This is a genomic window from Synechococcus sp. R65.1 (assembly GCF_047461755.1).
Lineage (GTDB): Bacteria > Cyanobacteriota > Cyanobacteriia > Thermostichales > Thermostichaceae > Thermostichus.
Window position 1 is genome coordinate 1 of sequence record NZ_JANSHU010000034.1, and the last position, 10,365, is coordinate 10,365.

Consider the following 10,365-nt stretch of genomic DNA (forward strand, 5'->3'; position numbering starts at 1 on the left):
GAAACTTGATCGATGAGGATCGGATCCCGCCAGAGTTTGAGATTTCCAATGTCCAGGGATCCCCACAAAGGGGGAACAAAGAGGATTCAGTTCACTGAAAGGGGAGTCCGCTTTATTTGTTTCCAATTTCTAGGGATCCCCACAAAGGGGGAACTTACGACGTATCCACAAGGGGGTGGTTACTGGTTGGTGGAGGAGTTTCCAATTTCTAGGGATCCCCACAAAGGGGGAACTTCAATAATCCAACGGAAGCCGCCGTCTTTCTTCTTACACGTTTCCAATTTCTAGGGATCCCCACAAAGGGGGAACAATGAATGACAAACAAATCGAGTTGGCCCAAAGCTGGCTGTTTCCAATTTCTAGGGATCCCCACGAAGGGGGAACTCCCTACCCTGCACAAACGTATATACACGTGTAGATTATTTATTGTTTCCAATTTCTAGGGATCCCCACGAAGGGGGAACGGAGTTCAAACAATGAAGAAACGGCGTTTTGCATGGACGCCGGTTTCCAATTTCTAGGGATCCCCACGAAGGGGGAACTGCTTTGGCCTTTATTACGGCCTCGATCTGTTTTGTCCAGGTTTCCAATTTCTAGGGATCCCCACGAAGGGGGAACGTTGTGGTTTAGGGATCACCTAGGGCGCAAGAATGGGTTGAAGTTTCCAATTTCTAGGGATCCCCACAAAGGGGGAACATGTTTCAGGAGCCTTCCTGAGGCAATTAAGGGCCTTCCGTTTCCAATTTCTAGGGATCCCCACAAAGGGGGAACTTCGGGCCTTGGCCCGGATCGTTTCGAGAGTGTCGTTCGTGTTTCCAATTTCTAGGGATCCCCACAAAGGGGGAACATCAACGAGGAAGTGGAAAGGTTGTATCGCTCTTGGGGGTTGTTTCCAATTTCTAGGGATCCCCACAAAGGGGGAACTAGGGCTTCGGTAGAGTTCCTACCCACCCAGATTCTCGTTTCCAATTTCTAGGGATCCCCACAAAGGGGGAACGATGGAATCGTATCGGTAAACCCAGTGAATACTCTAAGTGTTTCCAATTTCTAGGGATCCCCACAAAGGGGGAACCTCATAGACTACCTGCTAAAATTGGGGTGCACTTTAAACACGTTTCCAATTTCTAGGGATCCCCACAAAGGGGGAACTTCGAAAACGTCGTTCGTTGCATCGCTGGAGTTCTTAAGGCGTTTCCAATTTCTAGGGATCCCCACAAAGGGGGAACTTGATTGTCAATGGGCCACTGGCCCTGATGGCGTTTGCGTTTCCAATTTCTAGGGATCCCCACAAAGGGGGAACCGCGCATTCTAAACGCTGCGTTCCAAGCACAGCTAGATTGGTTTCCAATTTCTAGGGATCCCCACAAAGGGGGAACAACACAGCGACTTTGATTTCGAGGGAGTCAACCAAGTAGAAATGTTTCCAATTTCTAGGGATCCCCACAAAGGGGGAACTCGTCGTTGTTGGTACAACTGAGGGGTCTGACATCTATATGAAGTTTCCAATTTCTAGGGATCCCCACAAAGGGGGAACGCTCTTCGAACTCCTGTTCAGGAGGAAGCGGGAGATGGTTTCCAATTTCTAGGGATCCCCACAAAGGGGGAACCTGAGGTATTCCAACCGAGCCTACTTAATCTATCCTCTAGTTTCCAATTTCTAGGGATCCCCACAAAGGGGGAACTCTACCCCCATTAAACCCAAGCAGGGCAAGGGATGCAAGACCCATTTGCGAGGGATCCGAGAAAAAGTTGGCAAAAGGAGCTTTGGCGAGGGGGCTTTGGGGCCTGAAAGCCTTGTGGCGTAAGGCGTCGAGGGATCTGACGAAAGAATCAGCCTTTTGGGGTTTTGGTGGATCGCTCGCAGAGCTGCGGATACCGTTTTCTTGTGTTTTTGGCAACATGAGGCTCAGGGGGCGGTGAGGAGGGTTTTGGATAGAGCTGAAGCGCCTATAGTGGGGGAAGTTCTCCGGCTTCCGTGGCTGTCGATGTCGGATCTCACCCTTACAGAGAAGCTTCTAGCCGGGATCCAGGCCCAGCAGGCTGGCGACCTGCGGACAGCAGAAGCCATCTACTCAGAAATTCTGGTGGAGTTTCCAGATCAAGCCGACGCTCTCCATCTGCTGGGGACGGTGGCCCACGCCAAAGGGGAGGGGGAATGGGCGGCTGCTTTGATTGCCGAGGCCATTGAGCTCAATCCCCGCGTAGCCCTTTATCATCACAACCTGGGCGTTGTCTATGAGTCTTTGGGGCAACTGGAAAAGGCTCTATCTTGCTATCGGCAGAGCCTGAGCCTCAATCCCAAGGCTTACCTTTCTGCCTTTCAAGCGGGCAAGATTCTTGTTAACCTAGGCCGCCACGAAGAGGCAATCTCCTTGCTGGGCTCCCTGTTAGAAAATCCAGATCCACTAGCAGGGATCCCTTGGGCTGAGGTGCATTTTTATCTGGGGATAGCCCATCGCGAGCAAGGGGAACACAGCGCGGCTCTGGATCACCTGGAAAAGGCATGGACTTTGGATCCTAACTTGGTGCAAGCCCGCTGGCTTTACCACCTCTATCTGCCGGCTATCTATCAGGATGAACAGGAGCTGCACCGCTTTCGCTTGCGCTTTGTAGAACACCTGGATCGCCTCATTCAGGAGACGCCTCTAGACACCCCAGAGCAGCGGCGGCTTGCCTTTTTAGGGTCAAGTTGGGGAACGCCTCACCTTCTGCAGTACCAGGGCTACGACGACTTGGAGCTGCAGAAGAAATACGCTCAGTTGGTGCAGCGCATTGTGAAAGCCTCCTACCCCGATTGGGAGTATCTCCCCCGGCAAGCCCGGCCAGGGGATCCCATTCGCGTTGGGTTTGTCTCGGCCTCCATGCGCGCTTGCTCTTACAGCCGCCTTTCTTTGGGGTGGGTGAAGTACTTAAAGGCCAGCTCCAAGCAGCCTTTCCAGGTGTTTGCCTATCACTTGGATCCCAGAGTTGATTTCCTGACGGAGCAATACCGTCAGCATGCCGATGTCTTCCGCCACATTCCCACCGGCTTTGAAGAGGCTGCCCGCCAAATTTTGCAGGATCAGCTGGATGTTTTGGTGTACTTGGAAATTGGCCTTTCTCCCCTTATGTTGCAACTGGCGTCCCTGCGGCTAGCCCCCGTCCAATGCTCCACCTGGGCTCATCCGGTTACTTCGGGACTGTCGACCATTGACTACTTTCTCTCCAGCGACCTCATGGAGCCTGAAGATGGGCAGGCTCACTACAGCGAAACCTTGGTCCGGCTGCCCCGCCTGGGTACCTGTTTTGAAAAGCCCGTTTTGCCTCCCCAGAGACGTTACCGCGAGGACTTTGGTCTGCCTCAAGAGGCCGTTGTCTATCTCACCTGCCAGTATTTGGGCAAGTACCTGCCGCAATACGACTACCTTTTTCCGGCTATTGCTCGGCAAGTGCCCAGGGCCCAATTGGTCTTCCTGGCCTTGCCCAATGCTGCCATTGGTCAGCGCTTCTGGCAGCGGCTTGCCTCCATCTTTTCCAGCTATGGTCTTGCGGTGGAAGACCACTGTCGAATCCTGCCCGCCTTGGACCACCAAGACTACCTGGATCTCAATCGCTGCGCTAACGTCATGCTGGACTCCTACGGCTGGTCGGGCGGGATCACCACCCTGGAAGCCATTGCTGCCGGCTTGCCGGTGGTCACCTGCCCTGGCCGGTTCCTGCGGGGCCGCCACACCTACGCCATCCTCAAAAGAATGGGCCTTGAGCTTTTAATTGCCCCAGACCTCCAGCGCTACGAAGAGCTGGCCGTACAACTGGGAACGGATCCCCAATTTCGGCAGCAAATCGCTCAGCAAATCCAAGAGCGGCGCGACTTGCTTTTTGAGGATCAAGACTGCGTGGCGGCCTTAGCTCATTTCCTGCGCCAGGCTGTCTGCCAGAAGCTGGCATGCCATACTCTCCCTATAGAAGCCTCCTAGTCCCCCACAGCAAACCCTTTGGTAGAGTAGTACGGCTACTCCAGGGATCGTGGCGGAATGGTAGACGCTACGGACTTAAAATCCGTTGTTCCTCAAGAACGTGAGGGTTCGAGTCCCTCCGATCCCATTACTGCAGCCCTGTTTGCTCTAGCAAGGCAAGTAGAGCCGGAACCGGCACCCAGGCATCCTCCCGATCCAGCTCTGGGCTAGCCAGCAGGGCCACCAGGGCAGGGTCGCAGGTTGGGGCCACTAGGGGAAAGTAGTTTAGCCCCACCACCTGGGCAAGGCTCCAGAAGTAGGGGAGCACGGCGTTGCTGGGGAAGATCTCGATGGCAACCGTGCCAGGCTGACAAAAGGCAAGGTTGGTCAGGCCCGCCCCGTGGATCCCCATGACTGCCTCTGCTTTTTGCATCAAGGCTATCTGTTCGGCTAGGGAAAGGACTTCCAGTTGCACAGGCACAAAGCCCCAGGGGCGCAAGGCCTCCAGCACCTCCGCCTCGTTGATGACCCGCCGCCAGCGAGCAGCACGACGGCTAATGTAAACCCGCCGCGGCAACAAGGGATCCGCCGCCTGCCCCAGAGGAACCAGTCGCTGCAGCACCTTCCAGCCCCTGGGGGTTAGACACCCCACCGGCCCAGCCAGCGAGGGCACAATGAGGTTCTGCGCTTGCAGATGGGATCCCCCCACCTGCTCGAAGCTTAGAAGGCGTTCTGTGGGGATCCCCAGGGCAGCTAAGCTCTGCACCTGGAAGGGCTTGCCCTGGTAGCCGTGGAGCAAGATGGGAAGGTCTTTTTCGAGGAAGCCGGCGCGGCGTAGAAGATCGAGGGCGGGCAGGATGTCCACCATCCAATGGAAGTAGTTGACTGCCCCCAGGGGCAAGAGGGCAGCAGAGCCCTCCAGCGGAATTGGCGGCGGCAGGTGAGGCAAGTCCCAAATGGGGTGGTGTTCCAGGTGCTCCGACTTCCAGTCCCAGTCGAGAAACTCCGGCGGTGGCAAGCCGGGGGAGACATCGGCCAGCAACTCCCTCCTACGGGTAAGCACGGCGCTGGCAAAGCTGGCGTAGAGGTGGCGGGGATAGTGGCCCACGTGCACGGATCCCTGCGGGATCTGGGCCACAAAGGTCTCGGCTAGCGGGATCCGCTGTGAGCGCAGCTTTTGCCCAAGGGCAGGGTCAGCCGTCGGAGGGGCTTGCAGGTAGAGAACCCCTTCTGGATCCAACACCTGGTAGCTGCCCTCGCCCGTGGCCTGGTGCCACTGCCGGGTGGTGAGGTAGCCCTGGCTGGGCACGGGCAGGGAGTCGCCGGCCCTGGGCGATGGGCTCTGGCAGGCCGGGGAAGGGGGGGCTGCCTCTGCAGGGATCCAGCGCTGCCGCCAGAGGCGATACCGCTCTTGCCAAAGCTTGCCCGGGGATCCCTGGAGGGCCTGCTCCAGCTCCAGCCGCAGGAGGCTGTCTCTGCCGCTGCCTTCACACCAAGCCTGCAGCCACTGCCGCTCGGCAGCCAGCGCCTGCTGGAACTTCTCCCAAGCTGCCTGGGGGTCGTCCCGCCGCACCTGGGCCTCCGCCCAGTAGCTGTAGAGCTCCGCTGTCTGGGTGCCCCGCGCCGCTGCCTCCTGAAAGCAGACCACCGCCTGCTCCAGCTCCCCCAGATCCAGCCAAGCCAGGCCCATCTGCACCCAGGGATCCCCCCAGTCTGGCCTTAGCCTGGCCGCTTCTTGGAGAGGGGAGAGCGCCTCGCGCAGCCGGCCCAACTTGAGCAGGGCCAGACCCCAGCGCCAAAAGCTTTCCGCGGCTGTTGGATCCCAGCGGCAGGCTTGCTCAAACCACTCTGCTGCTTCTAGCCACAGCCGACGGCGCTCCTGGACTCGGCCAAGGCGATGGGCGGCCAGCGCCTGCCTAGGTTCTAGCTCGGCGGGAAGGGAGCCCTCCACCAGTTGCCGATACAAGGCTGCCGCCTGCGGCCAGTGGCCTCTTTCCCACAGCCCCTCCGCCAGCTCCTGCAGCCCTTTTGCCCAGCAGCGGCTAGCTTCTGGCTCGCTCAGGCCTTTTCCCATTAGCAGCGCCACTCCCTCCTGCCAGGTAAGCTGGGCTTCCAGCTCTCGCCCTAGGAGCAGGTAGGCGGCTCCCAACCACCAGTAGAGCAGGGGATGCTGGGATCCCTGCTCCAACTGCTGCAGCAGGTCTTGGGCAACCGATTCATATGCTCCCTGCTCCCAATGGCTCTGGAGAGGGTCTTGGGCAAGAGGGGTAGAGGCCATGGCTTTTGCTGAGAAGGGAGCTGAGCAGGAGTGTTACAAACTGCAACAACCTCCCCACTCCGGGCGCATCCCCCTAGTATTCTAGGCTTGGCTTCTCCCTCAGGGGTCCGGCGTCCCTACTTCCTCGACGGCAAGAGGGGGGTGGAGCAGGGCTCGTAGTTTTGGTTGGAAACTTTTCGGTAATCGATAAGCGGAGTTTAAGAATCGATGGGTATCAACGCATCCGGCGGCGCCGTCCTCTCCAGTCCGCGTCTTTACCAAACTCTGCCCCTATCGACCATCTCCCAGGCGGAACAGCAGGATCGCTACCTGTCGCGCACTGAGCTGGATCGCCTCGAGGACTTTTTCTCCACTGGCCTAAAACGGCTGGAGATTGCCGAGGTTCTTGCGGCCAATTCTGAAATCATTGTCAGTCGGGCCGCCAACCGCATCTTCACCGGCGGCTCCCCCATGGCCTATCTGGAGCGGCCAGAAGCCACCCAGGATGAGAAAGAGGCCTTCAAGCTGGGCACGGCCTTCTACGTGGAATCCACAGGGGGCTTTATCGAGGCCATCCGCAACCTCTTCAGCGCCAGTGGCGTCGAGATCCCGCCCAACTTCCGCCCCATCAGCATCGCCCGCTACGGGGCTGCCAACATGCGCAAGTCGCTGCGGGATCTCAGCTGGTTCTTGCGCTACGTCACCTACGCCCTTGTGGCCGGGGATCCCAATATCCTTGTGGTTAACACCCGTGGCCTGCGGGAGATTATCGAAAATGCCTGCTCCGCCGAAGCCACCATCGTTGCCCTCCAGGAGATGAAGCGGGCCTCGGCCAGCTACTTCCGCAGAGATGCAGAGGCGGTGGCCATCATCAACCAGTATTTTGACGTCTTGTTGAGCGAGTTCATTGCCCCTGCCCCCTCCGACAAGCTGCGGCAGCGCAATGCTAGCACCGCCGACGGCCTGCCTCTGCAGGGACTCCAACTGCCCCAGGTCTACAGCTTGGCGGCAGAAAAAGTGCCCGTCTTTGCCATGAAGCCGGGGCTCTCCAACGCCGAGAAGGAGGAAGTGATCAAGGCTGCCTACCGGCAGGTGTTTGAGCGGGATATCCGCCGCGCCTATGGCCTCAAGCTGGCCGACTTGGAGTCCAAGGTGAAAAACGGCGAGATCTCCATGAGGGAGTTCATCCGCCGCCTAGGCAAATCAGACCTCTACCGCAAACAGTTCTACGAGCCCTACATCAACAGCCGTGTGGTGGAGCTGGCCTTCCGCCACTTCCTGGGGCGGGCCCCAGAGACCCGCGAGGAGGTGCAGACCTACTTTGCCATCGTCTCCAGCAAGGGCTTGGCAGGTCTGGTGGACGCCCTGGTCGACAGCCGCGAGTACAGCGACTACTTTGGTGAGGAGACGGTGCCCTACCTGCGCAAGCTGGGGGTGGAAGCCCAGACCAGCGCCAACTGGGGGCCCAAGTTCGACCTTTACAACTACGCGGCTCCTCGCCGCAAGGTGCCACAATTCATCACCCTCTTTGCCCGCTACAACCGTCCTCTGCCGGATCAGCACCCCTATGGTGTCGGCAACGACCCGCTGGAGATCCAGTTTGGCGCCATCTTCCCCAAAGAGACCCGCTCCCTCAACGCCAGCCCGGCCCCCTTCAACAAGGATGTCAAGCGCATCCTCATCCGGCGCGGCTTTGCTCTTACCAACGCTCGCACCAACCCCAAGGCGGTCGGGGATCCCGGCAGCCTTGGCCCCAAAGTCTTCAAGCTTACCCAGACCCCTGGGGATCGCAGCCGGCGGCTAGGGGTACGGGCTGGGATTGTTGGCAGCGAAGTCTCGACGCAAGCGGTCATCCGCGCCTGCTACCAGCAGGTGTATGGCTATGTGCCCTACGCCGGCCAACGGCTAACCCGCTGGGAAATCAAGCTGGAATCCGGAGAAATCAGCGTCAGAGAGTTTGTCCGCCAGTTGGCCAAGTCGGATCTCTTCCGCAACAAGTACTGGTCTAGCCTCTACGTCTGCAAAGCCATCGAGTTCATTCACCGCAAGCTGCTGGGCCGGCCCACCTACGGGCGGCAGGAGATGAACCGCCTGTTCGACATTGCCTCCAAGCAGGGCTTCTACGCCGTGGTAGACGCCATCCTCGACAGTGAGGAGTACCAGCAGGTCTTTGGGGAAGATATCGTGCCCTACGAGCGCTACCTCACCCCTGCTGGCCTAGCGCGGCGGCGGATGCGCCCTGGATCCAGCGACATGGCCGTGGTTACCCGGCCCATCCGCACCGACGACGATATCCCCCTCTTCGTCAAGCTGGGCCAGCCTCAGGACAAGCCCTCCGGCGAGCTGGAAATCCAGCGGCGCGTCCAGCAAGGGGTGCCCAGGATTCGTCAGGAGATCCCTGTCTTCAAGCTCACCAGCTTGGCCAACAAAGCCGAGGTCAACAACCTCATCCGCGCTGCTTACCGGCAGATCTTCGAGCGCGACATGGACATCTACAACATCAGCGCCGAGCTGAGCTCTGCCGAGTCTAAGCTGCGCAATGGCGAGATCACCGTCAAGGAGTTTATCGAGGCGCTGGGGTGCTCCGAACTGTACCGCGCTGAGTTCTATGCCCCCTACCCCAACACCAAGGTCATCGAGCTGGGCACCAAGCACTTCCTGGGCCGCGCACCCCTAAACCAGCAGGAGATCCGCAAATACAACCAGATCTTGGCTACCCAGGGGTTAAAGGCCTTCGTGCGCGCCCTGCTCAACACCCAGGAGTACCGGGATCTCTTTGGCGAGGACACGGTGCCCTACCGCCGCTTCCCCACCCTGCCGGCAGCCAACTTTCCCAACACCCAAGAGCTGTATGGCCGCCTCACCAAGCAAAACAAAGAGTTGGTGGTACCTAGTTTTAGGCCGGTGGGGAAAAACGATCGCAGCTAGCTCCTTCTTGCTCTTGGGAGAGGGCTAGGCGGCGTAGCCCAAGTGTCGCAGTGCTGCAGGGGTAACTACCCGCCCGCGGGGTGTGCGCTGCAGATAGCCAATCTGCAGGAGATAGGGCTCGTACACCTCCTCGATGGTCTGGGGATCCTCGCCGGTTATGGCCGCCATTGTCTCCAGGCCCACCGGCCCTCCCCCAAACTGCTCCACCAGTAGGGTTAGCAACTTGCGATCCGTCCAGTCCAAACCCATGGGATCCACCTGGAACAACTCCAAAGCAGCAATGGCAACCTCGCGGCTGATGTGGCCATTGCCCCGAACCTGGGCATAATCGCGCACTCGCTTGAGAAGGCGGTTGGCTATGCGAGGCGTGCCTCGAGAGCGGCGAGCGATCTCCTCGGCTCCCTCCCGATCAATGGAGGTGTTCAAGAGGCGGGCGCTGCGCAACACAATTTCCGCCAGCTCGTGAGGCTCGTAGAAGCGCAGCCGCTGCACCTGACCAAAGCGATCCCGCAGCGGCGAGGTCAGAGCGCCAATGCGGGTAGTGGCTCCGATGAGAGTAAAGCGCTCCAGGGGTATGGAGGTAATGCGGGCAGAGCGGCCTTTGCCAATGGTGATATCGAGGCGAAAATCTTCCATTGCCGGATAGAGCAATTCCTCCGTAACCTTAGGCAGGCGGTGGATCTCGTCGATAAACAGCACGTCGCCCCGCTTGAGACGCACCAAGTAGCCAGCAATGTCGCGGGGGCTCTCCAGCGCTGGAGCCGTGGTCATGTAGAAGCGGGATCCCATCTCCGCTGCCAGCACTGCCGCCACGGTGGTTTTGCCCAGGCCAGGGGGCCCGTAGAACAAGAGGTGATCCAGAGGCTCCCCGCGGGCGCGGGCGGCTGCAATGGCAATCGAGAGCACTTCCTTGAGCTCCGTCTGGCCGATGTACTCAGCTAGGGTGCGCGGGCGCAAGGAGTCTTCCTGGGCTTCGCCAGCCTGAGCCTGGGGCTGCAGCAGCCCCCTTCCTGCTTCGCTTGCGTCAAGAGGCGACTCTGGGCTTCGTTCTCGAGAAGAAATAATTGCCATCTGTTACCTGCAGATACAACGGCCCAACTTTAACTTTAAAAGGCCAAAGGGGAAAACGTCGCGGTCTTTCTAGCCGCCAGGAGAATTGCGGCAACCAAAAAACCCCTGGCGCTGGGGCCAGGGGAAGTAGAGTCAGGAAACCTGGGGAAGCACTAGCCCCGCACAGCCGGCGCT

4 protein-coding genes, 1 tRNA gene and 1 CRISPR repeat array are annotated in these 10,365 nt (G+C 59.0%); of the genes, 3 read left to right on the plus strand and 2 right to left on the minus strand.

Annotated features, from left to right (window positions below; all coding sequences use genetic code 11):
- Positions 1–41 precede the first annotated feature (41 nt).
- Positions 42–1,682: direct repeats of the CRISPR family, unit length 36 nt; unit sequence GTTTCCAATTTCTAGGGATCCCCACAAAGGGGGAAC.
- A gap of 303 nt (positions 1,683–1,985) precedes the next feature.
- Together NW814_RS10830 and NW814_RS10835 are read left to right on the plus strand one after the other, a co-directional pair.
- Positions 1,986–3,956 (plus strand): tetratricopeptide repeat protein, encoded by a 1,971-nt coding sequence (locus NW814_RS10830; protein ID WP_414406302.1) that lies wholly within the window; start codon positions 1,986–1,988, stop codon positions 3,954–3,956.
- A 43-nt stretch (positions 3,957–3,999) separates the two neighbouring features.
- Positions 4,000–4,083 (plus strand) — tRNA-Leu (locus NW814_RS10835).
- On the opposite strand, the gene NW814_RS10840 is transcribed toward NW814_RS10835, so the two are convergent.
- Positions 4,084–6,213, minus strand: a complete 2,130-nt coding sequence (locus tag NW814_RS10840; RefSeq protein ID WP_414406303.1) for a glycosyltransferase 61 family protein — start codon at positions 6,211–6,213, stop codon at positions 4,084–4,086.
- A gap of 207 nt (positions 6,214–6,420) precedes the next feature.
- Here NW814_RS10840 and NW814_RS10845 point away from each other — a divergent pair, with 207 nt between their 5' ends.
- Positions 6,421–9,120 (plus strand): phycobilisome rod-core linker polypeptide, encoded by a 2,700-nt coding sequence (locus NW814_RS10845; protein ID WP_414406304.1) that lies wholly within the window; start codon positions 6,421–6,423, stop codon positions 9,118–9,120.
- 24 nt (positions 9,121–9,144) lie between these two features.
- Here the strand turns inward: NW814_RS10845 and ruvB are convergent, their stop codons facing one another.
- A complete protein-coding gene (gene ruvB / locus NW814_RS10850) occupies positions 9,145–10,191 on the minus strand; it encodes a Holliday junction branch migration DNA helicase RuvB (RefSeq protein WP_414395929.1) in 1,047 nt (348 codons plus the stop codon).
- Positions 10,192–10,365: the final 174 nt, after the last annotated feature.

Excerpts from the sequence above, each read along its gene's own strand:
- ruvB (WP_414395929.1), bottom strand. The coding sequence starts at position 10,191 with ATGGCAATTATTTCTTCTCGAGAACGAAGCCCAGAGTCGCCTCTTGAC.
- NW814_RS10845 (WP_414406304.1), top strand. The coding sequence starts at position 6,421 with ATGGGTATCAACGCATCCGGCGGCGCCGTCCTCTCCAGTCCGCGTCTT.
- NW814_RS10830 (WP_414406302.1), top strand. The coding sequence starts at position 1,986 with ATGTCGGATCTCACCCTTACAGAGAAGCTTCTAGCCGGGATCCAGGCC.
- NW814_RS10840 (WP_414406303.1), bottom strand. The coding sequence starts at position 6,213 with ATGGCCTCTACCCCTCTTGCCCAAGACCCTCTCCAGAGCCATTGGGAG.